Here is a 23,112-nt window from a genome sequence, read left to right on the forward strand (position 1 = left end):
CGCACTTTTGCGTTCACGACGGAAACCGGCCCTGTTCGTCAGGCTCGGTCCACAACTGATCGTCGGCACGAATGGCATCGACGACGGCTTGCGCCCGTTCGCGGGCGTCGTCACTATCCCTCAACGCCATATGAACCGTTTCGACCCGGACGAGTTCGGCCACAACATCGGCATCCGACGCATCCCGGCGCAACTGGCTGGCCGCGCCGATCAGATAGCGGTCGTATTCATCGGCAAAGGACCGACAGTCTTCGTCGTCCCAGCGCTGGTCCGGCCCGAGCAGGCCGATCGGATCCCACAGCGACCAGCCGATATCGCGCAATCTCGACAACTTGATCCTGAGCGGCGGCGTCAGCGGGGCCATGTCTGTTTTCCCGGATTTAAGATTTCGCTTTAGCCTACCCAAGAACTTGTTCCTCGCACAGTATCAGGCAACACCCACTATCCGGCTGGCGCTGTATCCCCTCACCCTACCCCTCTCCCCATGGGAGAGGGAATTTGGCAGTGCCGGGGAGTACCCTGCTACCTCTTCTCCAACACCGCCAGAATATCCTCAAGAACCGATTCCGTGTTCAGAAGCACATCAGAATTCCAGTAGCGAACAACCCGGTAGCCACAAGTTTCCAGTAAAAGAGTTCTGTGCTCGTCGTCTTCGCTGTGTTGCATATGCTGACTACCGTCCAGTTCGACAATAAGTCGCGCGTCCTCACAGACGAAATCCGCAATGAAGCGGTCAACCGGCACCTGCCTGCGAAACTTCCAGCCGTTGAGCTGCCGATTGCGCAGCCTATGCCAGAGGCGAAGTTCCGCATCCGTTGATGAGCGGCGCAGCTTCCGGGCTAACGCAATCCGCCGTTTCATCTTCGCCCCCAGGAGTTGCCCCCAAATAACCTCTCCCATTGGGAGAGGTCGGGCCAACGGCCCGGGTGAGGGGTTGCAAACGCTCCGTATCACTCTGACGCTCGCCCCCTACCCCTTCTGCTCCGCCACCGCTGCGTGGTAACGCTGGCGGATCGTGTCGATGTCGACGGTGGGCGGCGGAGCCTTGATGTGCATGTCGCTTAAGGTATCGCGGATGATGGAGGCGGCGGCCAGGTTTCGGAACCATTTGCGGTTGGACGGGATCACGTACCAGGGCGCATGCTTGGTGGAACACTTGGAAAGCATGTCTTCATAAGCCTCCGTATAAGCGTCCCAGTGCTCGCGCTCCGCATAGTCCGACATGCTGATCTTCCACTGCCGGTCCTTGTCCTCCAGCCGCTTGGCGAAGCGTTCCAGCTGTTCCTCCTTGGAGATGTAGAGGAAGAACTTGATGATATGGACGCCGTTGTTGGCCAGCAGTTCCTCGAACATGTTGATCGCCTCGTAGCGGCGGAACCAGACCTTCTTCGGCACCAGGTCGTGGACCCGAACCACCAGCACGTCCTCATAGTGGGACCGGTTGAAGACGGCCACGTGGCCCCTGCCCGGCGTTTTGGCGTGCACCCGCCACAGGAAATCGTGGGCAAGCTCCTCCGTCGAGGGCTGCTTGAAGCTGGAAACCGTGCAACCTTGCGGGTTCATGCCCGTGATCACGTGCCAGCAGATGCCGTCCTTGCCCGCGGAATCGATCCCCTGCAGCACGATCAGCAGCCCGTGCTTCTTTTCCGCATAAAGCTCCTCCTGCATCCGCGAAATATCGTCGAGGATCAGCTGCAGCTCCGGCTTGGATCGCGCCTTGTTCAGGTCCTTGTCATGATAGTCCGGATCGATATCGGCGAGCTTCACCTTGCTTCCCGGCTTGATGAGCAATTGGTCGCGATAGGACATAGAATTTCTCTCCCCAGGTCGTGAACTCATAAACAGGTGACCAGCGGCGGCGTCATATAGATGCCCCGCTGCGCTCGAACTTCCAATCTGCACCGAAACACTCGAAGGTTTCATCACGAAGATAGAAGAGGAAATGCCGCAGCCCTGATGTCAATGGCCCCAGCTTATGCCAATCGGCAGGCACGAGCCTCCGGTCATCTTCGCCCAGCAACTCGTAAAACTCACCCCACGCAGGAGCGGAAATGCTGTATCGGCACTGCCCAGCATACCACCCTTCGTCATTGGTTGGACCAAGGCGCCATAACGAGCAGTCCCGAAAAGCGAGCGTCCCTTTCTCGTTCTCGCGCGCCTCATAGGCCCAATGATTGAGATAAAAAGTCAATCTAACCTCAGCGCCGTTGACCACCACTTCCGGTTCGGGAACATTCGGGTCGGCATTCCAGCCATAGTTCAACTGCTTGAAATTTGGGTTCGACATAGCCGCATCATGATCAGGCGTTTCATCTCTTAAAATATGTAGTTCGCCTGCACGGGTTAGCGGGATTGCAGGCCGGCGTTGACGAGCCGCAGCGCGCGCGCCCATTTGCCCGTGCGGTGATCCAGGAACCGTTCCGTCAGAACGCGGACGACGCCGAGCACCACGAGCCAGGCGAGAAGATAGACCCAGACCCATGCAATCAGCGTCCAGGAAATCGCCGGCACGATCCAGCCGAAGCCGCACATGAGCACGGCAAGCAGCTGGGTCGCCACGATGGCGACAAACAACGGCGTGGCCGGGTACGGCGGCTTGAAGAACCAGTCCCGGGTGCGGGTGACCAGCAGAAGCAGGTGACCGCCGGCCACGAGCTGCAGGAACATCACCGTCTGCAGATGGGACTTGTCGGTCAACTGGAAGTACGCAGCCTCGGCCGGGTCGCTCAAGACTTCCATACCGATCAGCAACAGCCCGAAGGACTGCACCACAGAGGCAAGCCCCAGCACGGCGGACACACCGAGAAGCCTCGGCATCTGCCAGCGGATCGGCTTTTCCGCCACCGCCGTGTTGTCATAGGCAATCGTCATGATCGGCAGGTCGTCAAGCAGCGACATGATCACGATCATCACGGCGGTAAGCGGCTGGAACTCCAGGAACACGGTCGACAGCACCACCAGGAACATGATGTCCATGGTCAGCGCGATCCGGTAGACCGTGTAGGAGGTGATCCGCCCGAAGATGCGCCGCGCCTCGTCGATGGCGGCATTGATCACCGACAGGCCGGGCGCGGTCAGGATCAGGTCGGCCGCTCCGCGCGCCGCATCCGTCGCACCCGAAACCGCTGTACCGCAATCGGCCTGCTTCAGCGCCGGGGCATCGTTGACCCCGTCGCCGGTCATCGCCACCAGATGCCCGCGCTCCTGCAGCGCCTTGACGATGGCGTATTTATGCTCCGGAAACACCCGGGCGAACCCGTCGGCCCGCTCGATGGCGTCGGCGATGTGGTCCGGCACGTTGTCCGGATCCATGTCCTTGGGAAACGCATCGGCGGCGGCAACGATGTTGGTGCCTAGGCCGAGCTGGCGCGCGGTTTCGCGGGCAATCGCCGTGTCGTCGCCGGTGATCATCTTCACCGAAACGCCCTTGGCCTGCGCCAGGTCGATGGTCGCCTTGGAATCGTCCCGTGGCGGATCGAACATGGGCAGGATGCCGAGCAGGCTCCAGCTCTTGCCGCCGTCCTCGGAACGCGCCACCCCGAGCGCCCGGTAGCCCTTGGCGCCGAGATCGGCGACCGTCTGCGTGACCTTCTCGGCAATCTCCGCAGGCGGCTGCGCCAGATCGACAATCGCCTGGGGCGCACCCTTGGCGACGGTGATCTCCTTCTCAGAGCCGTCCACGAGTGTTGCCTGCGTACGCTTCGACACCGGGTCGAACGGCACGAATTTCTTCAACCTGTAGGCTTTCGGCGCATCGCGGTCTTTCAGGGCAGCAATGACCGCACTGTCGATGACGTCGTGGTCCTCCTCCTTGGAGGCAAGGACCGCAGCCAGCACCACCTCTTGGCCGTCCGTCGCCGCCAGCAGGATCGAATCGCCGATGGTCAACTGGTTCTTGGTCAGCGTACCGGTCTTGTCGGAACACAGGATATCGACGCCCGCCATCTCCTCGATCGCCGCCAGCCGTGAAACGATCGCCTTTTCCTTCGACAGCGCCAGCGCGCCGAGCGCCATGGTGATGGAAAACACCGCCGGCATAGCGACGGGGATCGAGGCGACCAGCAGGATCAGCACGAATTGCAGGATGTCGAGCGCATCCGCCACGCCCCAGGTGTCGGACAACACGATGTCGCGGTAGACCTGCACCGCCACCATGATCAGCGCCAGCACCACGGCGACGGCGATCAGGAAGTTGCCGATCTGGAACATGGCGCGCTGGGCATGGCCGACCGAGCCGGCCCCGGCCACCAGCTTGGCCGTGCGGCCGAAGAAGGTGTTGGACCCGGTGGCGATGACGACCCCAGTCATCTCGCCCTGTTTCACCACACTGCCGGAATAGGCCTCGTCGCCGGCCTTCTTGGTGGCCGGCAGGGATTCGCCGGTCAAGGCCGCCTGATCGATGGAAGCGAAATCGCCCGAGACCAGCCTCAAGTCCGCCGGCACGATGGCCCCGAGACGGATCTGCACCATGTCGCCGGGCACGAGCTCCGCCGCATCCACGGTCCGGAACGCCCCGCCCCTGAGCACGGTCGCCTGGGGAGCCAGGCTTTGCTTCAGGGCCGCCAGCGCGCTCGACGCCTTGCGGTCCTGCCACAGCTCCAGCGCGGCATTGAAGATCAGTAGCCCGAAGATAATGGCGAAATCGTCCCAGCGGCCGAGAAAGGCGGAGACGAGGGCCGCCGCCTCGATCATGAAGGCGATCGGGCCGATGAAATAATTCAGAACCTTGCGGGCGAAGGACTCGTGCTTTTCCGGCAGGGCATTCGGACCATAGGTGGCAAGCCGTGCCCTCGCCTCATCGTCGGATAGCCCCTTGTCCGGGTCCGTCTTCAGGCTGGAGAGAACCTCTTCAACCGGGAGTGTTTCGAGATCGGAGCCCACTGGGCCCCCATTTCCATTCCGCTTCGCCGCATCCGCCATGCCAGCCTCCGGGAATCGGTTGCATCATCCAAATCGTCATCCGCTTGAATTGTATAAAGAACGACACGTCCTAAAACCAGATTAAGACCGGCGCCGCAGTGCCGCAGGGGGTGAAAACGTCTGACCTTGCATCCCGTTGCATAGTATTGATGCCATTTCGGGCAATCTCCCCGCGCTCCTGTTGTCATCCCCGCGAAAGCGGGGACCCAGTATTCCGCGAGGATTGTTGGTTGAGCCGAAAGGACACGGGGTACTGGGTTCCCGATCGCGCTTCGCTTGTCGGGGATGACAATCCGGAGTTCTGGCAATCGCCCTGGCATACACGAAGCCAGTGGCAATCTGTCCGGGAAGTGCGTCGCGAACACCCCTTGCACTCCCCCCACCCACCTCCTAAATCAGCACCGAACATTTTGATGGAGACTTCATGTACGGACGCCGAGAGGCCCGTTAAGGCCCGGTCTCCCCGACCGGGCATCAGTGAGTAACACCGCTGCAAGCGACAGGCTGCGGCGCGTGATCGCTGATTTGCGCCTAACCGCGCATGACATGAAGACTTGAAAATCAATGGATATTTCAAAACCTGAGCAACGGGTCCTGCACCTGCTCGCTCAAGGCGGCCGCATTGTCGTGGAAAAGGACGACCATGGCCGCATCACCGACACCCGGACCATCACCCGCGACGGCTGGGCCTGGTCCGGCTGCCCGCTGGCGCTGTTTAAAAAACTCAAACGCCGCCGCTACATCGCCTCCAAGTCCGGAGGCCCCTACCTGATCACCCGCCTGGGCCTCCTGCGCGTCCGCGCGCAGCCCGACAACAGGTGATTGGAAAACGACCGCCGCCGGAAACCCGGCGGCGGTAATATAAAAGGCGAGCCCGCGAAGAAACCGGTTCTGATCAGCAGATTGCCGGAATTCAGTTTTCGGCCAATACACGGAAACCGACATCATCGTATTTGCCGGTAGTCACAGAACTAAGGCCAGTTAGTCCCTTGTTATCCCAACTAATTTCTTTGAAAGACCCCCCGATGAGGATCCGGCCGTCACAGTTGAGATTCTTCCCGCTGGAACAATCGGTGGTCCATTCGCTGACATTCCCGATCGTATCATGGAGATTGAAGCGATTGGGATCGAATTGTCCCACCTTGGCAAGTCCGGCTAACCCGTCTCGGCATTTGAGATAACCGCGATCGGTCAGCTGTTCGCCCATCGCACGGTCAGGAACGTTCCCGTAGTCACATGAACCCAGTATCCCGTCACCATAGAAATATTCGTCCGGAGAACCAGCCATATGGGCGAAATTCCATTCCTTTTTCGACGGCAGACGATAGGTACGTCCGGTAAATTCGGACAACCAGGATGTGTAAGCGTCCGCGCCTATCCACGACACATACGTCACCGGAAAGTCTTCGAAACCGGAAACCACCCTGTAGGCCCCGTCCTTAAAGATAATCTTGCTTTCGTTGTCTTTGCTCTGCTTATCGAACCAGTTGTCCTTGCCCTTTTTCGCAAGCCCTGAATTGTTCAAAAAGAAAACAAACTCAGCGTTCTTTATTTCATACTTCCCCATGGAAAAGCTGAACACTTCCCGCGATACGTTCGTCGCCCTGTTGCCAACCAGCAGCTGATACTTCGGACCTTCGATCTCAACCATTTCAGGGCAGTCATCACAGTCCCTGAACTCCCCGAGAACGCTGTGATTGGGGATCCCGATGCTGGTGCCCGCCAGAAAAATTCGTTGAATATCGAAAAACAGAACAGAGAAGAGAAGTGCGGAGGCCAGTCCGACCAGAAACACGGCAAACACATATGGAGATATTCTCTCGAGAATACCCTCTTTTTTCGGGATCCGCTCTGATTTCGTCGCCGCGACCTCGCGCAGGAAAATTTCTGAGTCCAGATGAAAGGACTTCGTGCTCAGCGCGGTCGTTTCACCTTTCGGAGACCAAGCCCAAATTTCGACCGGTTCCTCTATGTTTTTCAGTTCTCGAAGCCCAACGCATTCGAATGTGGAAGGAATTTTACCCTGAACCTGGCCATGGACGATTTGGGACACTGCCAGCCCACCTTTTGGCGATAGTCCTTCAAGCCGCGCAGCTACATTGACACCGTCCCCGAAAATGTCGCCATCTTCGACAATGATGTCCCCGATATTGATACCAATGCGAAGGCGAAAATCAGAAGCCGGATACCGTGCGATCATTCCGAGCTGCACAGCCAGCGCACATTTGACGGCTTCGACCGCGCTGGGAAACACGACCAAGGCACCGTCCCCCAGCCGTTTCGCGATATCTCCGGAATGAAATTTCACTGCCGGGTCGAACACATCCGCCCACATCGAGCGCATGAGGTCCATCGTTTCCTGTTCGTTTTCCCGCATCATCCGGCTGTAACCGACCACATCTGCCACAAGAACAGCCGCCAGTCTTCTTGAATATTCGGGAGTGTTCATTTTCTCTTTGGACGTTCGAATTGGAAACTTGGATCAAAAGTTATAAGCGTTGGAAATCAATTGCCACCGGTCGTTGAAATGATTCCTGAAAAAATTAGGCACAAAAATCTGCATCATTTCAATGACTGACAATGACATTTACAGACGCTGCGGCAAATCCGTCTGAAAATCCATGACAGACGTCAACGGAAACTGGCCGAAAGAGCCCGTCATTTGGGACATGTCTTGTCAGAATGGAAAGTAAATTTTCGGCAATTGATTGAAGCGATATTCGACGGATCGGTTACTGTCGCTGCATGTCGAAATTCGCAAGCAGGACCAGCCGGTTTGTACCAGATAATTCTGATCGTCTACCTTGTCGCCGGCATATCCGCCTGCGTGTTCATGAAAGCCCGACGAAGGCTTTTCTACGCGCTCTATTTCATTCTTCCCCTTGCCGGCTTCGCCTTTCTCGCAATGGCTCCCTTGGCCAGCCCCTCAATTTCCTACTCCACCCCAGCGGATGTCTTAAAGCTTGTCATCGGCATGTCGTTTTACGTGTCGGTCTTCCCGCTCCAGCTCGCGGCGGGCGTCTTTACGTTCCTGGTGATCGGTCCGAACAATATCGGCAAACCGTCCCGAACCACTCTTGGCGTCCTATGGACGGCCCTCTTCGTGTTCGGGTCCATTCTTGTCTTTCTCACCGGTGGTCAGTGACCAGGACATCAAACCTCGGAAACCTCATAGGTCCACACCCGGAACGCGTTCAGGATATGCGGACCGAAGGAGTTGATGAGCGGGATGTCGGCGGCGTCGCGGCCGCGGGCGATGACGATCCGGCCGATGCGCGGCATGTTGTTGCGCGGGTCGAACGTGTACCACCTGCCGCCGAGATAGACCTCCATCCATGCGGAGAAGTCCATCGGATCGACAACGGGCACGCCGATATCGCCGAGATGACCGTTGACGTAGCGGGCGGGAATATTGAGACAGCGGCACAGCGCCACCGCCAGATGGGCATAATCGCGGCAGACGCCGACCTGTTCGTTCAAGGCTTCGAAAGCACTGCGCGTCGCCCGCGCCTGCATGTAATCGAACCGGATGTGATCATGCACAAAGTCGCAAATCGCCTGGACCCGGTTCCAGCCCGGCGCCAGATTGCCGAACTTGTCCCACGCGAACTGGCTTAACCGGTCGGTTTCGCAGTAGCGGCTGCCCAGGAGATAGACGAGACAGTCGTCCGGCAGATCCTGAACGGGCACTTCCGCCGCATCGGGGACCACCGGGTCCGGGGCTTCGCTTTCCTCGATCGTCGCATCGCCCCAAAGCTTCAACTCACCGGCCGGAGCCACAAAGCGCCGGCAGCGGTTTCCGTAGATATCGTGGTAGGTGGTGCTCGGGATGTCCGGCATGAAATGAAGGTTTTCAGGTGCGCGGAGATCCGCCTTGCGGTCTTCATGCACCTCCAGCAGGCTCACCATGGCGGTGGGCTGGGTACATGCAAGCGTGATTTCGTAACCGTATCTGATCAGCATGGCGTGGGTGGTCCTTCACCTGTAATCGGTTTAGCTGGGCAATCAGTGCGCTCGGAGCACTTGCTGCGTTTCCAACGGGCCGCACGCTGGAGAGCAGCGATCCTGAACGGTCATTCCTGGACGATGCCGCTTCCCTGACAATACGCACAAAAAACCGCACGGCCGAATTTAATTCAGGCCACCGCCCCGGATCGCGCCCGTGGCACTTCTTGTCAGCGCTCGCTCAACGCCACCCGCATGTCCCTAATCAGCCGCACCCGCTCCACCTCGTAAGGCGTCAGCAGCAGTCCGGCCTGGCGGCTGAGCCGGCCGATTTCCGGCAGTGCCGTGACGTAGAGCAGGCCCGGCGCCAGTACCAGCGGCACCGAGACCGGGACGAGCCACCAGAACAGGTCCGGGGTCATTTCCCACGCAAAAACCAGCGCGGCAGCGCCTGCGAGGGCCATCCACCACGTGGCCTTGAGGCAGGCGATGAAGGGGAGCGAACCGTCGTCGCGGTCGGCGGCGGGCCAGCCGGAATCGCCGCCGGTCAGCACCTGGAACACGGACCGGCTCTGGAACATCATGTGCACCGGCGCCAGAACCGAGGTCATCAGAAGTTCCAGAACGACGCTCGCAACGAGGCGAGATCTGCCGCCGTAACGGCGGGCGTCGCCGTTGAGAAGCGCGCGAACAAGCAGCATCGCCTTGGGCAGGATCAGGAGGGCGCCGACGCCGAAGAGAAGCGCCAGCGCCACCGTCGTCTCCGGATGGGGAAAGACGGGAAAGAGCGACCGCCCGTCGAAATAGACCGGTTCGGGCGCAAACAGGGGCGCGGCAAGACTGGCGATCAGGAACAGGAGCCACACCGGCGAGGACAGATAGGCGAACAGCCCCTGAACGATGGCGATCCGGCTCCAGGCCTTGAGCCGCGGCGCGCCGAGCACGCGCGTGTGCTGCAGGTTGCCCTGGCACCAGCGCCGGTCGCGCTTGGCATAGTCGATCAGGTTCGCCGGCCCCTCCTCGAACGAGCCCTGCAGGTCCGGATCGACGCGCACCTGCCAGCCGTCGCGGGCAAGGAGCGCCGCTTCGATGGTGTCGTGGCTGAGGATATGCCCGCCGAAGGGCGGCTTGCCCTCCAGCGCCGCCATGCCGCAGGACTGGGCAAAGGCGCGCACGCGGATCAGCGCGTTGTGGCCCCAGAACGGGCCTTCCGCCCCCTGGAGCGCGGCCACGCCCCTGGTGAAGACGGGCGAGAAAAAGCCGGCGGAAAACTGCAGCATGCGGCCGAACAGGCTGGTGAGGCCGATCATCTGCGGCAGGGTCTGCAGCAGACCCAGCGTGGGAGCCGCTTCCATCCGGCGCACCATTTCCACGATCGTTTCGCCGTCCATCAGGCTGTCGGCGTCAAGCACCAGCATGAAGTCATAAGACCCGCCGGAACTGCGGATGAAATCGGCGATATTGCCCGCCTTGCGGCCGGTGTTCTTCTCCCGGTGGCGATAGTAAAGCCGCCCGCCGGCCTGCAGCCGGACAAGGCTCTGACGCCAGGCGCCGCCTTCGGCCTCGGCAATTGCCGCGTTGGTCGTATCCGACAGCACATGGAAATCGAACAGGGCCAGGTAGCCGGTGCGTTCCAGCGAGCGGTACATTGCCTCGATACGGGCAAATACGGCCGCGGTGTTTTCATTGTAAACCGGGATCAGCACCGCCGTTTTCGACCACGGGCCTTCCGCGTTTCGAGGAACCGCCGGCTGATCGAACAGAACCCCGAGGAGCGCCGTGCAGGCGCCCCAGGCGAGCCAGAAGCCGGAAACGGCGATCAGCAGGATCCGGATCACGTCGACCCAGTCGAACCCGTCCGCCTGGGCGACGGTGCCGAACATGGAGGCCGCGCCCAGGGTCAACGCGGCCGCCAGCAGGAACGCCCCGACCCTCCGGACAGGAACCGCCTGACGGTCCAACCTGACCAATGCGCCTTTCAGAACCGAGTTCAGGGCCGGCGATCCGGACATCTTAGCGTTTTCTCAAGAGCAGCGGCAGCAAGGCCGGACGCTTCTTCCAAAAGGCGACTGCGGTCCGGCCGGATTTTTCCGGAACGAGATCGTGTTCGGGCATGGCCATCGGATGGCGCGGCTGGGGCAGCGCCAGGCAGGCAACGGCAAGACGCAAGTCCGCATCTTCCGCCGGTCTTGCCAACAGGTCCTCCGCGCTGGCGGTCAGGCCGAGCCGTTCCACCGACTCGTCGAGGCAAGCAACCAGTTCCGCGTCGCTCAGGTCCGGCCGGTCCAGCCGGTTGCGGATGTCATCGAGTTTTTGTTCGGTATCGGTCATATCCATCGCTCCCCGTTTTGAACGCATACCGGATACGAAAGTTCCATTTTGACTTACATTCCCTTCGGATTCAGACCGTCCGGGCCCACTGGTACAGCCAGGTTTCCGTTACGGTCTTTCCGTCGTGTTTCAATGTCAGCGCCAGTTCCACCGGATTGCCGCTGTCATCCTGCTTGACGTCGAAGATCTGCCGCCAGACGCCGTTCTCCAGCGTTGCAAGCTGATGCGCCATCAATGTGGCATTGTTCACCTTCAGGTCGGCTTCCAGTTTCGCCTCGCTGCCCAGCTTGGCGAGCGGCCCGCCGGCGAACTCCACGGCGAACTTGCGCTTGCGCGGATCGGGTTCGGACGCCGCGGTGCCGCCCTGGCCGGTGCGCGTGGTGCGCACCTGGGCGAGCCCGGTGCCCGGCTCCGGCTGGCCGCCCCAGTGCATCCGGTAGCGGAACCGGTGTTCGGACCCGGCTTCCGCCTTTTTCTCCGGAACCCAGAAGGCGACGATGTTGTCGTGGATCTCCTTGTCGGACGGGATCTCCGCCAGCATGATCTGGCCCTTGCCCCATTCTCCGATCGGTTCGATCCACAGGGACGGCCGCTTCTCGTAATGGGCTTCCGTATCCTGGTAGCTATCGAAATGCCTGTCCCGCTGGATCAGGCCGAAGCCTTTCGGGCTGTCCTCGCCGAAGAAGGACAGCGCCAGTTGGTTCGGGTTGCGCAACGGCCGCCACAGGAGCTCACCGTCCTTGCGCAGGGTCAGCAGCCCGTCGCTGTCATGCACCTCCGGCCGGTAATCGTCGAAGCCGGTACGGTCGTTCTCTCCGTAAAGATACATGGAGGTCAGCGGCGCGACACCAAGGCGTTCCACGTCGCCGCGCAGATAGATGTTGGCATCCACATCCACTTCCGTGTTGATGCCGGGCGTGATGGTGAAGGCATAGGCCCCGGTCACCCGCGGGCTTTCCAGTTCCGCCCAGATGCGCATCCGGTTCTGCCCCGGCACCGGCCGCTCCAAATAGAACCGGGTGAAGTTCGGAAACTCCTCGTCCCGCCCGGCCGCGGTATCCACCGCAAGCCCCCTGGCGGACAGGCCATAGAGATTGTCCTTGCCCAATGCTCGGAAATAGCTGGCGCCCAGGAAGGTGATCAGCTCGTCGCGGTAGTCGGGCCGGTTCAGCGGATAATGCAGACGGAACCCGGCAATGCCGGGCAGTTCCATTCCGGTGAATTCCTCTGCCTTGAGAGGCTCCCGGTATTCGAAATCGGCACCGGTGAAATGCAGTTGCCAGGACCGGTCGCCGATCACCTCGTGCAGATCCACCGGATGCTTGAACAGCCAGCCGGGATGAAACGCCTGCAGCTCGAAATTCGACCCGCCGTCCTTCCACAGCGCGTGATCGGGCCGGAAGCGGATCGCCCGGTGCTGGTCATAGGTCAGATTAGCGAGTTTTTCCGGCAGATCGCCTGCGGGTTCCACGTAAGGCGTCTTCGCCTTCTCCCGCATCTTCGCCTTCAGGCTATCGAAGGAAAAATCCTCTGCCTCCCCGGCCGCATGCGCGCCGGAAACAAGAGCAACAGGCAGGCCGCAGGCACAACCCAATCCAAGAGACGCATTGAGAAGAAACGTCCGTCGATCAATCACTTAGAGACCCCACGCTTGCAGAGACGGTGCAGTGCAATACTACTTCCGCAATAAAAAGCAAGCTATGCGGCAACAATAAGAAAACACCGGGCCAATCCCGTGGCGGCGAAAGGCACGGAATCCGCCCGGTTTCATTGTGCAGCGCGTCAGAAAGCCTCGCTCATCGCGGCGGAATTGTGGCGGATGGAGAGCAATAGAAAGCTCCCATCCGTCATTCCAGACAAGTGAGGCGCAGCCGAACGCTGATCTGGAATGACGGGGAGAAGCAACGAGAGGTCGCTTGCGCCCTTCAAACCAACCGCTCCGCCACGAGCTCTCCGATAGCAAGCGACGAGGTGAGCCCCGGGGACTCTATGCCATAAAGCGCCACCAGGCCGGAGATGGCATGGGCCTCCGGCCCGTCGATACGGAAATCGGGAGCCGGTTCGCCGGGCGCGTGGATCTTCGGACGGATGCCGGAATAGTCGGCCTCCAGGGCGCCGTCCGGAAGCGTCGGCCAATACTGGCGGATGGCGTCGTAGAAGACCTCGGCGCGGGCCGGATCGACCCGGTAATCGATCTCCTCGACCCATTCCATATCCGGACCGAAGCGCACCCGGCCCTGCAGGTCGATGGTCACATGCACCCCGAGCGCGCCGGTCTTCGTCATCGGAACCGGATAGATCAGCCGGGAGAACGGCGCCTTGCCGTTGAGCTTGAAATAGCTGCCCTTTGCCAGATAGCCCTTCGGAGGATTGGCTTGCGGAAAGGCGGTCATCAATTCGGGCGCACAGCGACCCGCTGAGACGATCAATTCCTTCGCGGTGATGGTGTAACCGTCCTCGCCGTCGATGGTGACTGAAAAAAACCCGTCTGCCGTCCGGCCGATGGATCCCACGGCCGTATTCAGCACCACCTGCCCGCCATGGGCTTCCAGCTCGCCCTGCAGCGCAAGCATATAGCCGTGGCTGTCGATGATGCCGGTCGAAGGTGAAAGCAGCGCGCCTTCGCAGGCGAGTTCCGGCTCCATCTCCCGCGCCTCGTTCGCCGTCAGCCGGATCAGATCATCGACCCCGTTCGCCGCCGCCCGCTGGCGGATGTCTTCCAGCTTGTCCGCCTGTTCCGTATCCGCGGCGACGATCAGCTTGCCGGTGCGCTTGTGAGCCACGCCGTGGCTTGAGCAAAACGCATAGAGCAGGTGCTTGCCGTCCACGCAGCAACGCGCCTTCAGGCTGTCTTTCGGGTAATAAATCCCGGCGTGGATGACCTCCGAATTGCGCGAGCTCGTCTCCGACCCGATCAGCCCATGCCGCTCCAGCACCATGACCTCCCGGCCCGAAACCGCCAACGCCCGCGCAATCGCCAGCCCGACGGCACCTGCTCCGATGACGATGGTTTCAACGTCGGTCATTCCCTTGCCTTTCTGACAGTCGGTGCGCTCATCTCCCTCTTCGGGCCTCTGGCACATGATCCCAGCCCCAAGGTTCCCTCTCCCGTTGGGAGAGGGCTAGGGTGAGGGGTTACAACGCCTGTGGGATACGGACAGTTCGAAACCCCTCACCCGGACCTGCGGTCCGACCTCTCCCAATGGGAGAGGTAAGTTGAAGCCCTGCCCTCTTCCGCAATCCCGGATCCACAATGAGGTGAATTGCATCAACCGGGCGGCACCCGGTGACAATACCGTCCGGGAAAAGCCCTTACTTCCACCAGGTCTCCGCCTCGAACGATCCGGCAGCCTCTTCGATCACCGAGCCCACCTGGAACAGGGTCGCCTCGTCGAACGGCTTGCCGATGAGCTGGAGGCCGAGCGGCAGGCCGGACTTGTTGAGGCCGGCGGGGACGGAGATGCCCGGCAGGCCGGCCATGTTCACGGTCACGGTGAAGATGTCGTTCAGGTACATGGTCACCGGATCGGTGATCTCGCCCGGCGCGAAGGCGGCGTCCGGCGTGGTCGGGGTCAGAATGGCGTCGACGCCGTTTTCCCAGGCCAGATCGAAGTCGCGCTTGATCAGGGTGCGCACCTTCTGCGCCTTCAGGTAATAGGCATCGTAATAGCCGGCCGACAGCACATAGGTGCCGATCAGGATGCGTCGCTGCACCTCCGCGCCGAAGCCTTCCGCACGGGTGTTCTCATACATCTCCACGATGTCCTTGCCCGGCACGCGCAGGCCGTAGCGCACGCCGTCGTAGCGGGCGAGGTTGGACGAGGCTTCCGCGGGTGCGACGATGTAATAGGCCGGCAGGGCGTATTTGGTATGCGGCAGGGAAATGTCGACGATCTCCGCGCCCGCATCCTTCAGCCACTGGATGCCCTTCTGCCACAGCTCCTCGATCTCCGCCGGCATGCCGTCGACCCGGTATTCCTTCGGAATGCCGATCTTCAGGCCCTTCACCGACTTGCCGATGGCGGCTTCATAGTCCGGCACGTCGATTTCCACCGACGTGGTGTCCTTGGCGTCCACGGAGGCCATGGATTTCAGGAGGATGGCGCTGTCGCGCACGGTGTGGGCGATCGGGCCGGCCTGGTCGAGGGACGAGGCGAAGGCGACAATGCCCCAGCGCGAACAGCGGCCGTAGGTCGGCTTGATGCCGACGGTACCGGTCAGTGCGGCCGGCTGGCGGATCGAGCCGCCGGTGTCGGTGGCGGTCGCCCCCATGCACAGGCGCGCGGCGACGGCCGCAGCCGAGCCGCCGGACGAGCCGCCCGGCACCAGGGCCGCGTTGGACCCTTCCTTGCGCCAGGGGTTGACCACATTACCGTAATAGGAGGTCTCGTTGGACGAACCCATGGCGAACTCGTCCATGTTGAGCTTGCCCAGCATCACCGCGCCGTCGGCCCACAGGTTCGAGGTGACGGTGGATTCATAGACCGGCTTGAAACCGTCGAGAATGTGGCTGCAGGCCTGGGTATGCACGCCCTTGGTGGCGAACAAGTCCTTGATGCCGAGCGGAATGCCTTCCAGCGCCCCGCCCTCGCCCTTGGCGAGCTTCTCGTCGGACGCTTTCGCCATCTCGCGCGCCTTGTCGGCGGTGACCGCCACATAGGCGTTGAGCGACGGGTTCGCCGCTTCGATGTTCGTCAGGAACGCCTCGGTCAGCTCGCTCGAGGTGTAATCCTTGTTCTTCAGCCCTTCCCGGGCCTCGGCAATGGTCAGTCTGGTCAGGTCGGTCATGCAAATATCTTTGATTGGGCCTGATACGGCCTTGAACGGAAAACGGAAGCAGGCGGACGTTCGTCCTTACTCGACGACTTTCGGCACCATGAAGAAATTGTCTTCCGAGGCCGGCGCGTTGGCGATGATGTCATTGGCGTAGCCGCCGTCGGTGACCCCGTCCTGACGCTTCTTCATGGTCTGCTCGACCACGGAGGTCAGCGGCTCCACGCCGTCGATATTCACCTCGTCGAGCTGCTCCACGAAGCCCAGAATGGCGTTCAGTTCACCGGTCATGCGCTCCGCGTCCGCGTCGCTCACCTTGATCCGCGCCAGCCGCGCGACCTTTTTCACCGTTTGGGTATCGACGGACATGTCGTCTCCGTTCCTGTTGGATTGTTTTGAAGTCGAGCCCGGCCAAAAGGCCGGTGTTGGCTATGTCTTTCGGCAAAAAATCTGCTGACGGCAAGAGCCGGACTTGCTTTCGACATAAAAAATCCGATATTCCGGTACCAATAGTAACCGTAATTGAGAATCCCATGTCAAACCCGCTTCCCATGATGGCCATTGTCTATCTCGCCATCGAGCCAGCCTGGCTCGCCCTCACCCGTCCGGAACGGCGCGAATACGCCGCGGAAATCGGCGCCATTGTCGACAGGCACGAGAATGTCTCCTTCGAGTGGTTCGACGCCGATGCCTTGTCCGGCAAGCACACCGATTTTACCGTCTGCCGCTTCACCGACATGCGCGCCTATCACCACCTGTGGGAGGAACTGAGGGACACGGCGGTCTTCAGCAAACCCTTCGCCCGGATCACGGACGTGTCGCTTGGCATCGAAAACGGCTTCGTCGATTATGAAGAAGCCATTGCCTGAAAACGCGCCTGGAACTCCATCCGAAGCGGGCCGGCCACAGGAGGCGCGGGTTACCCGCGCCCTGCTTGAATCAGCCTTGCAGGAACTTTCGCTAAACGGTTACGAGGCCACGACGATTGCCCGTCTGGCGGCCCGGGCGAAGACCAGCAAGCAGGCGGTCTACCGGCGCTGGGCCGATAAGCCGGCGCTGATCGCAGACGCCATCCGGCACGCGCTTGCCGAGGCCAATCCCGCCCCGCCCCAGCGCGGCAGCGTCGCCCAGGATTTACGCATCTGCCTTGGCAACACCGTCTCCGCCCTGCAGGACACGCCGCTCGGCGATGCCATCCGCGCGCTGGTGCCTTTACGCAAGCATCCGGAACTGGACGCTGTTTTAACCGAAGCGGAAGACGCAAGACGGCTGATCCTGCGCCAGATCTTCATTGCCACGCCCTTCGAAGCCCATATGGAAACCCGGATCGATCTCCTGCTCGGGCTGATCTACTTCAAGCTCCACATCCGTGGGCAAAGGGTGACGGACGCCGACATCGAAACCGCCATCCAGCTCGTCCTCGGCCTCACCCCGCCTCGCGCGCCTGTGCCGGTTCCGTGAACACTCTTGATTGGCAATTTGCCTCCATGGATTGCATCTGTGGACAAGCAATCGCGGTTGATTGCAGGCCGTTTGACCGGGAAGTGATGACGAGGGAAGGACAAAGCCAGCCCCACCCTCCGTTGTCATCCCTGCGAAGGCAGGGATCCAGTAATCTGCGTCCTCCCGGCTCAAGCAACCGGCCTCTCGGAATACTGGATCCCGCGTCTCACTGACGTTCGCCCGGGATGACGCCGGAGGATGTGGCCTGGCTTTGCCAGACAGGTCCAAATCAACCACGATGAGCGCAACCGAAGGCGGCACCGTTTCCGTCGGCAGTTCAGGGAGAGACAGCAACATGTTCCATTCATTGAAGGCAAGCCTGGGCGCCTTGGCCCTGTCGATCACGGTGCTTGCGACCGCGGCCACCGCCGACGAGATCACCACTTACGTCGATCATGGTGCGGCCATCGGCGGCACCGACCCGGTCGCCTATTTCACCGAAGGAAAGCCGGTCAAGGGGTCCGACGAATTCACCACCACCTATGACGGCGTCACCTGGAAATTCGCCTCTGCCCACAACCGGGATCTCTTCGCTGCAGATCCTGCGAAATACGCCCCCCAGTACGGCGGTTTCTGCGCCTTCGGCGCCAGCAAGGGCTTCAAGGTGCCGGTCGTACCCGAGGCCTGGAAGATCGTCGACGGCAAGCTTTATCTGAACAACAGCAAGGCCGTGCAGAAACGCTTCGAAGCAGAAACGGAAGAAATCATCCACGATGCCACCCTCAACTGGGAAATCATCAAGGACAAGAAGCCGGAAGACCTGAAGGAACCGATCGTCCGCTAGGACGACGGCCTAACGCGATCTGCCCCTGCCTCGTACCGCACCATCAGCAACCGAGACAGGGGCACGACGAGCGAAAGATCCCGCTCAAGCGGAAATATAGAGCCAGAGCGGCAACAGGGACGTCAGGGCAACAGCAAACCACAGCAGCGCGCTCACACCCATGGCCCGCAGCCGTCTGCCCGAGGCTCCGCCGGCAAACACACCGTACAGGGCGCCGCTGAGCCCGCCGAAAAGCGGCAGCAGGCCCACCCCACCCAGATTGATCACCAGGGCAATGCCGAAGCCCAAGACCAGAGCCGCAAGAGTGCTGCCCACCCATCCGGCAACCGGCCTTCTCTGCAGCAGGACCAGGTGCACCAGCGCCAAGAGCAAACCGCCAGCCAACCCGCATTCGCCCCAGAACAACACGCCTGACGGGTCGATGCCGGTGATGAAGGCGTCGGACACAGATCCCGCGGACGGGCTGAAGGCGATCCCCGGCAGATGCACCCCGCGCATCAGGGCTCCACGATGAAGGATTTCGGCAAACAGGAGGCTTCCGGCCAAGCCTCCCCCAAGCCAGCCGGCCAGCCAGATGCCCAGGACCTCCAGGACCGACCGTCGACCATTGCCCGAAGGCCCTTTGGCAGTGGCGGTGTTCATGACGAAGCCTCCTGGATCATGGCCGTATCTCGATCTCTGTCCCGTTGGCGACTGCCCGCCAGATTTCGTCCATTTCCGTATCGGTTACCGCGATACAGCCGTTGGTCCAGTCGACCAGACGGTGCAGCGGACCGATCCAGCTATAACCGTTGCGCATGCCGTGGATCATGATGTCGCCGCCCGGCGATACGCCGGCATTGCGGGCACGGGCACGGTCCTTCGCATCCGGATAGGAAATATGCAGCGCCAGATGATAGCCGCTGGCCGGATTGCGGTAGTCGATCCGGTATCGGCCTTCCGGGGTCCGCCCGTCGCCCTCCCGCTGCTTCGCCCCGACCGGCTCCCGGCCGAGCGAGATCGTGTAACGCTTGAGCGTGACATCGCCGGCCATCAGCTCCAATACCCGTTCATTCTTGTAAACCACGATCCTGTCCGCCCGTGCGCCCGCCTTCAGGGCTGCCTCCGGCCAAATGCGATCACAGGCGGCCAGACCGAAGATCACGGCGACGACCGCCAAAACCAGTGTGACAAGTGTCTTCCCCATCGCCACCGAGCCCACTCCGGCATACACCTGCAAACAATTTACCGGTAAGCTGCGATTGGGCGAACTGCTTTGCGGTATGTCAAGGCCACCTGCCCACAAGCAGCTACTTTGAACCTGACAGCACAAGCTGGAGACCCCCATGAAAGGCAGCTCCTCCCGGACGGGACGCGCACACCGGTACCCCTCCCTCGCCGTAGCAGGCGTCCTGTTCACCTGCCTTTGGGCCGCTCCGCCCGCCGCCGCCAATGATTCGTCTGCATATCTTGCGGCCGGCGGGCTTGTGCTGGCACGCAACGACGCCATCGAAATGCGCTCCGAGGACTTGTATGTTTCGACTGCGGAAATCCGCGTCACCTATCATTTTCTGAACCGCTCCAAGGAAGACGTCACCACGCTGGTGGCCTTCCCGTTGCCTGACATTCGCGCACCGTCGGACGAGGATAATTTCGTTATTCCCGTACCTGGCGCAGATCGAAACTTTCTGGCTTTTGAGACGAAGGTGGACGGTCGGCCCGTCGCCATGCAGGTGGAACAGCGGGCAGAGACGCTGGGCGTCGACCGCACGGCCCTGCTCGAAAGCCTCGGCCTGCCGCTCGCCCCGCATGACCCGGCCCTGCCGGAGCTTCTGGCAAATCTGCCGGAGGAGACCCGGCGCGAGCTTTACGAAAACGGCATGATCGACGATCCGAACATCGGCCCCGCCCGGCCCTATAGTTCAGGAATCCAGCCACGCTGGACGGCCCGCACCACCTATTACTGGAAGCAGACCTTCCCGGCTGGTCGCGAGATCGTCATCGAACATCGCTACCAGCCATCGGTCGGAGGCTCGGCCCAGACCTCCATTGGCGAGTCCTTCGAAAGCACTGAAGAACAGCGCCGCTATGCCGAACGTTTCTGCGTGGACGACGGTTTCGTTCGGGCTGTGCAAAAGGCTCGTGCCCGCGCGGGATCGGACAATTTCATTTTCTCTGAAGCCCGCCTGGAATATGTGCTGACGACCGGCGCCAACTGGTCCGGCTTCATCCGCCATTTCACCCTCACCGTCGACAAGGGCGCGCCGGAAAACCTGACCAGTTTCTGCATGGACGGTGTGAAAAAGATCGCACCGACACAGTTCCGGGTGGAAAAGACCGACTTCTGGCCTGAGCGCAACCTGCAGATCCTGATCCTGGAGCCGCATTGGCTGCAGTAGTTGGTTGATAGATGGAAAAGACATTTCAGGAAGTCGGAAAAAGGTTCGAAGCGTTGATCAGCGAGCCTTGGGACTTTGAAGCCGAGGCCGGCCAGAATGTTCTGACCGGAATCATCACGGGCGCCGGCGACGTTGATGGACGCCCGACCCTCTTCGCGAAATGCAGCGAGTTTCTGTCGGGTACTGAAACAATAAACTCCGTCGCGATGCGCCCCAGATACAAAGAGGATTTCGGCGATCAGGATCGCGTCACGGTGTGTTTCTACTTCCTGAAAGACGGGTCCCGGATATCTCCGGACAATTTTCCGGAATGGCAAACGGGGCGGCTTGACGGGTTGATTGGCTCGATCATGCTTCGGGAGGGCGACTGAAGGCGAACGCACAGTGTAGCCTCACCCGTGGCTGTCATCCCGGTCGGAGCGCAAGCGGAGGGGGGGCCAGTACGCCGTGCCCCCTCCGCTCAAACGACCAGCCTTTCCGAATACCGGTTCCCGGGTCTCACCGACGTTCGTCCGGGATGAAAATCGAGGGAGGGCGCCGGCTTGAACGGCCTGCACATCGCCCCCGGAGCAGCCTCAATTCAGCGCATTCACCGTCTCCGCAAACGCCTTGGCCGCTGCCAGCGTCTGTTCCCGGCTGTGGCCGTAGTGGTTCGCCCGTAGCTCGATCACGATGGCCGTGTTCTCCTGGATGCGCAGGAGCTTCGCCAGCCGGTCGAAGTCGATGGCGCCGAAGCTGGGAGGGGCGTGCATGTCGCCGATGCCGAAGAACAGCCGTTCGCCTTCATCCTCCCAAAGGATCGTGGAAGGCACGCCGGTGGAATCGGAGAAGTGGATATGGCCGACGTGCGGCGCTAGTTGTTCCGCCTGTTCGTACATGTCGAACCCCTGGAGCCCCGCGCCCTGCTGGGCATGGCTGACGTCGAGACAGGCGACCAACGCCGGATGCCCTATGGCCGCGACCTGGTCGGCCAGGGCCACCAGATCGAGCGCGTAGGAGGTTTCCGTGCCCGCAATGATCCGCCGGTTCGGGCTCATGTTTTCATAGGCGATCTTCACGCCCAGCGCCTGGGCCCGGTCGGCGAGTTTGACAAGCGTCTCCCGCTCCCGCGCCAGCAGTCCGCGTGACTGGTCCACCCAGAGCGCCGGGTGTACCCGGCCCGGATGAAAGACGACGATGTTCGCCTGGCATTCCGAGGCCAGCTCCAGGGTGGCCTCGGCCGCGCGGACCTGCAGGTCGAGATGAGGTTCGTCCATCAGGTTGACCGCGATCGGCCCGTGCAGCGTGTAACGGAGGACATGGCGCGCGAGTACGGTCTTCAGCTCCGAAATCCGCTGCGGCATCAGCCGGCAGCCGGAAACCCCATCGAGCCGCACCGCGTTCAACTCACACACCTCCGCACCGAGCTCGACCTGCTCCGATAGGCGCCGGTCGAGTGCAGCAAGATCGCCATGCATACCGAAATGAGCGGCGTTGAAACCGGTATGGGTGACCCGCGACAGCATCACATCTTCTCCGGTGACTGGGCGGCCGCAAGCGCATCGTCGAGGGAAACGTCGCCGTTCCAATAGTCGGCGAAGATCTTTGCGGTGGCGGCGACCTTGTCTTCCACTTCCCGGTAGCGGCCGCGCAATTCGATCATCGCGTAGGTGCCTTTCCGGAAATCCATCTTCGGCAGCAGCTCGCGCCACGGGATCGTGCCCCAGCCCATGGGCAGGTGCAGATCGCCGATGCCCAGCGAAATGCGCGAGCCCTCGTCACCGTTGGTCTTGCGGTCCGGAATGCCGAAATTGTCGTGCAGGTGCAGGTGCCAGACCTGGCCGGAGAACTCGGCAATGGCCTCGACGAAATCGAAGCCGAGCACCGGCGCCGAAAGGAAGGCGTGACCGAAGTCGAGACAGCCGCCAATGGCCGGATGGTTGACGGCGGCGATCTGCTCGGCGAGCGGACGCGGATCGGCACCGGATTCGACCCGGTTGCCGCTCGGATCGGCGATCAGGTTCTCAACGGCAATCTGCACGCCGGCCCCGGCGGCAAGGTCGCCCAGGCGCTTCAGTTCCTCGCGCTCGATTTCGAGCAGCTTGTCGCGGGACTCGGCCCACACATCCTTCGGCGCATTGCCGGAATGCATCACCATGGAGGTCATGCCGTAACGGCGGCAAAGTTCCACGGAAGCAGCGGCGGTCGCGCGGTGCATTTCCAGGTCGGGCAGGTTCATGAGATTGATCGCGTGGTCCGCGTGGAGCACGTAGTTGATCTTGCGCCCGGCCAGCACGTCTTCTGCCGCCTTGGCCCGCTCCTCGATGATCCGGCCGCCCATGATCACGTCCAGCCGGCGGGAGGTGATCTCCACATGGCTCATGTCATAGGTCTCGTAAGTGTCCAGCACCTGGGCGAGCGCCGTCATGTCGCTGCCCGGCAGAAAGCTTGTGTTGAGGCCGGAGGCGATACAGGTTTTCGTCGTCATTTTGTTTTTCC

The 23,112-nt window shown here is 61.4% G+C and carries 24 protein-coding genes; 7 read left to right on the forward strand and 17 right to left on the reverse strand.

Annotation, left to right across the window (positions count from 1 at the left end; translation table 11 throughout):
* Positions 1-13: 13 nt before the first annotated feature.
* From ACN0SO_RS22625 to ACN0SO_RS22645, 5 genes are all read right to left on the reverse strand, one after another.
* Entirely contained in the window at positions 14-364 is a 351-nt protein-coding gene (locus ACN0SO_RS22625; protein ID WP_417681366.1) for a hypothetical protein, read from the reverse strand.
* A 158-nt stretch (positions 365-522) separates the two neighbouring features.
* Positions 523-861, reverse strand: a complete 339-nt coding sequence (locus ACN0SO_RS22630) for an endonuclease domain-containing protein (protein ID WP_417681368.1) — start codon at positions 859-861, stop codon at positions 523-525.
* Positions 862-969: 108 nt separating this feature from the next.
* The gene (locus ACN0SO_RS22635) at positions 970-1,809 is read right to left on the reverse strand and encodes a polyphosphate kinase 2 family protein (RefSeq protein WP_417681370.1); all 840 of its coding nucleotides are present in this window, start codon (positions 1,807-1,809) and stop codon (positions 970-972) included.
* 52 nt (positions 1,810-1,861) lie between these two features.
* Positions 1,862-2,392, reverse strand: a complete 531-nt coding sequence (locus ACN0SO_RS22640) for a hypothetical protein (RefSeq protein ID WP_417681371.1) — start codon at positions 2,390-2,392, stop codon at positions 1,862-1,864.
* The gene (locus ACN0SO_RS22645) at positions 2,344-4,920 is read right to left on the reverse strand and encodes a plasma-membrane proton-efflux P-type ATPase (protein ID WP_417681372.1); all 2,577 of its coding nucleotides are present in this window, start codon (positions 4,918-4,920) and stop codon (positions 2,344-2,346) included. Before ACN0SO_RS22645 ends, ACN0SO_RS22640 begins: the two co-directional genes overlap by 49 nt.
* A gap of 564 nt (positions 4,921-5,484) precedes the next feature.
* Here ACN0SO_RS22645 and ACN0SO_RS22650 point away from each other — a divergent pair.
* Entirely contained in the window at positions 5,485-5,742 is a 258-nt protein-coding gene (locus ACN0SO_RS22650) for a YjhX family toxin (protein WP_417681374.1), read from the forward strand.
* A 91-nt stretch (positions 5,743-5,833) separates the two neighbouring features.
* On the opposite strand, the gene ACN0SO_RS22655 is transcribed toward ACN0SO_RS22650, so the two are convergent.
* Entirely contained in the window at positions 5,834-7,369 is a 1,536-nt protein-coding gene (locus tag ACN0SO_RS22655; RefSeq protein WP_417681376.1) for an SUMF1/EgtB/PvdO family nonheme iron enzyme, read from the reverse strand.
* A 327-nt stretch (positions 7,370-7,696) separates the two neighbouring features.
* Between ACN0SO_RS22655 and ACN0SO_RS22660 the strand changes: the two genes are divergently transcribed.
* The gene (locus ACN0SO_RS22660) at positions 7,697-8,065 is read left to right on the forward strand and encodes a hypothetical protein (protein ID WP_417681378.1); all 369 of its coding nucleotides are present in this window, start codon (positions 7,697-7,699) and stop codon (positions 8,063-8,065) included.
* A gap of 8 nt (positions 8,066-8,073) precedes the next feature.
* Here ACN0SO_RS22660 and ACN0SO_RS22665 read toward each other — a convergent pair whose 3' ends face one another.
* The 7 genes from ACN0SO_RS22665 to gatC all read right to left on the reverse strand — a co-directional run bounded on the left by ACN0SO_RS22665 (position 8,074) and on the right by gatC (position 16,338).
* Positions 8,074-8,883: a transglutaminase-like domain-containing protein gene (locus ACN0SO_RS22665; RefSeq protein ID WP_417681380.1), complete on the reverse strand. Its 810-nt coding sequence runs from the start codon at positions 8,881-8,883 to the stop codon at positions 8,074-8,076.
* 212 nt (positions 8,884-9,095) lie between these two features.
* Positions 9,096-10,877 carry a glucans biosynthesis glucosyltransferase MdoH gene (mdoH, locus tag ACN0SO_RS22670; RefSeq protein WP_417681382.1) on the reverse strand — a complete coding sequence of 594 codons (1,782 nt, stop codon included), beginning with the start codon at positions 10,875-10,877 and terminating at the stop codon, positions 9,096-9,098.
* 1 nt (position 10,878) lies between these two features.
* Positions 10,879-11,196, reverse strand: a complete 318-nt coding sequence (locus ACN0SO_RS22675) for a hypothetical protein (RefSeq protein WP_417681384.1) — start codon at positions 11,194-11,196, stop codon at positions 10,879-10,881.
* Positions 11,197-11,266: 70 nt separating this feature from the next.
* The gene (locus ACN0SO_RS22680) at positions 11,267-12,832 is read right to left on the reverse strand and encodes a glucan biosynthesis protein (RefSeq protein ID WP_417681385.1); all 1,566 of its coding nucleotides are present in this window, start codon (positions 12,830-12,832) and stop codon (positions 11,267-11,269) included.
* A gap of 289 nt (positions 12,833-13,121) precedes the next feature.
* Positions 13,122-14,222, reverse strand: a complete 1,101-nt coding sequence (locus tag ACN0SO_RS22685; protein WP_417681387.1) for an NAD(P)/FAD-dependent oxidoreductase — start codon at positions 14,220-14,222, stop codon at positions 13,122-13,124.
* Positions 14,223-14,508: 286 nt separating this feature from the next.
* Positions 14,509-15,984: an Asp-tRNA(Asn)/Glu-tRNA(Gln) amidotransferase subunit GatA gene (gatA, locus tag ACN0SO_RS22690; RefSeq protein ID WP_417681389.1), complete on the reverse strand. Its 1,476-nt coding sequence runs from the start codon at positions 15,982-15,984 to the stop codon at positions 14,509-14,511.
* 66 nt (positions 15,985-16,050) lie between these two features.
* Entirely contained in the window at positions 16,051-16,338 is a 288-nt protein-coding gene (gene gatC, locus ACN0SO_RS22695) for an Asp-tRNA(Asn)/Glu-tRNA(Gln) amidotransferase subunit GatC (protein ID WP_417681391.1), read from the reverse strand.
* Between the two features lie 164 nt (positions 16,339-16,502).
* On the opposite strand from gatC, the gene ACN0SO_RS22700 reads away from it, so the two are divergent.
* The 3 genes from ACN0SO_RS22700 to ACN0SO_RS22710 all read left to right on the forward strand — a co-directional run bounded on the left by ACN0SO_RS22700 (position 16,503) and on the right by ACN0SO_RS22710 (position 18,256).
* Entirely contained in the window at positions 16,503-16,838 is a 336-nt protein-coding gene (locus tag ACN0SO_RS22700; protein ID WP_417681393.1) for a darcynin family protein, read from the forward strand.
* Positions 16,831-17,430 carry a TetR/AcrR family transcriptional regulator gene (locus tag ACN0SO_RS22705; protein ID WP_417681395.1) on the forward strand — a complete coding sequence of 200 codons (600 nt, stop codon included), beginning with the start codon at positions 16,831-16,833 and terminating at the stop codon, positions 17,428-17,430. Before ACN0SO_RS22700 ends, ACN0SO_RS22705 begins: the two co-directional genes overlap by 8 nt.
* Positions 17,431-17,767: 337 nt before the next feature.
* Complete coding sequence (locus ACN0SO_RS22710) at positions 17,768-18,256, forward strand: YHS domain-containing (seleno)protein (protein WP_417681397.1); 489 nt, start codon at positions 17,768-17,770, stop codon at positions 18,254-18,256.
* A gap of 84 nt (positions 18,257-18,340) precedes the next feature.
* Here ACN0SO_RS22710 and ACN0SO_RS22715 read toward each other — a convergent pair whose 3' ends face one another.
* Together ACN0SO_RS22715 and ACN0SO_RS22720 are read right to left on the reverse strand one after the other, a co-directional pair.
* Complete coding sequence (locus tag ACN0SO_RS22715) at positions 18,341-18,898, reverse strand: hypothetical protein (RefSeq protein ID WP_417681399.1); 558 nt, start codon at positions 18,896-18,898, stop codon at positions 18,341-18,343.
* A 16-nt stretch (positions 18,899-18,914) separates the two neighbouring features.
* A complete protein-coding gene (locus tag ACN0SO_RS22720; protein ID WP_417681401.1) occupies positions 18,915-19,442 on the reverse strand; it encodes a L,D-transpeptidase family protein in 528 nt (175 codons plus the stop codon).
* Positions 19,443-19,581: 139 nt separating this feature from the next.
* Between ACN0SO_RS22720 and ACN0SO_RS22725 the strand changes: the two genes are divergently transcribed.
* Entirely contained in the window at positions 19,582-20,634 is a 1,053-nt protein-coding gene (locus ACN0SO_RS22725; protein WP_417681403.1) for a DUF4424 domain-containing protein, read from the forward strand.
* Between the two features lie 11 nt (positions 20,635-20,645).
* Positions 20,646-21,005: a hypothetical protein gene (locus ACN0SO_RS22730; protein WP_417681405.1), complete on the forward strand. Its 360-nt coding sequence runs from the start codon at positions 20,646-20,648 to the stop codon at positions 21,003-21,005.
* Positions 21,006-21,209: 204 nt separating this feature from the next.
* Here the strand turns inward: ACN0SO_RS22730 and ACN0SO_RS22735 are convergent, their stop codons facing one another.
* Both ACN0SO_RS22735 and ACN0SO_RS22740 read right to left on the reverse strand, forming a co-directional pair.
* Positions 21,210-22,139: a sugar phosphate isomerase/epimerase family protein gene (locus ACN0SO_RS22735; protein ID WP_417681407.1), complete on the reverse strand. Its 930-nt coding sequence runs from the start codon at positions 22,137-22,139 to the stop codon at positions 21,210-21,212.
* Positions 22,139-23,101, reverse strand: coding sequence for a sugar phosphate isomerase/epimerase family protein (locus ACN0SO_RS22740; protein WP_417681409.1), 963 nt, complete (start codon positions 23,099-23,101; stop codon positions 22,139-22,141). Before ACN0SO_RS22740 ends, ACN0SO_RS22735 begins: the two co-directional genes overlap by 1 nt.
* Between the last annotated feature and the right edge of the window lie 11 nt (positions 23,102-23,112).

The organism is Roseibium sp. (assembly GCF_048260565.1).
In the GTDB taxonomy this organism is placed as follows: domain Bacteria; phylum Pseudomonadota; class Alphaproteobacteria; order Rhizobiales; family Stappiaceae; genus Roseibium.